Origin of the sequence: Corallococcus sp. AB038B (genome assembly GCF_003668955.1) — a bacterium.
GTDB classification, from domain to species: domain Bacteria; phylum Myxococcota; class Myxococcia; order Myxococcales; family Myxococcaceae; genus Corallococcus; species Corallococcus exiguus.
Genome location: NZ_RAWO01000089.1, coordinates 1 through 455, shown reverse-complemented (window position 1 = coordinate 455; position 455 = coordinate 1). Strand labels below are relative to the sequence as shown.

Here is a 455-nt window from a genome sequence, read left to right as displayed (position 1 = left end):
CGCAGAACAGATTTTACTTTCTGGGATACCGCGTCAGATTCATTGAAACTTCTCACCAAGCTTGGTATTGATCACTTCTATGTACTTGGAACTTCACAAGGGGGTTTTATCGCTCTACGAATGACTTTACTCGAGCCTCAACGGATTCAAGGATTGATACTACTTGGAACGTCGCCCTATGCAGAATCGCTACACAATAAAACGGTCATCCGAACAGTGCGTGATAAGTGGTGTGAGACAACGATACCTTCCGAAGAAGTACTACTAGCTATGGCTGCATCATTTGGTGGTCCGACTCGTGTGGGTGAGAAAACATTTGAGAAAGTAAAACAAATGTGGCTTGAACGACATCTGGGTCCGGAAGGATATAACCCTGCACTCAGTTGTCTCCTCGACCGTGATGATATCGAAGAGAGACTTGGCGAAATTAAGACGCCAGTGTTAGTATTGCATGG

The 455-nt window shown here is 45.1% G+C and carries 1 protein-coding gene; it reads left to right on the top strand.

All coding sequences use genetic code 11. From position 1 onward, the window contains the following. The coding region (locus D7Y04_RS42640; protein ID WP_121763065.1) for an alpha/beta fold hydrolase at nt 1-455 on the top strand (455 nt) is incomplete at both ends.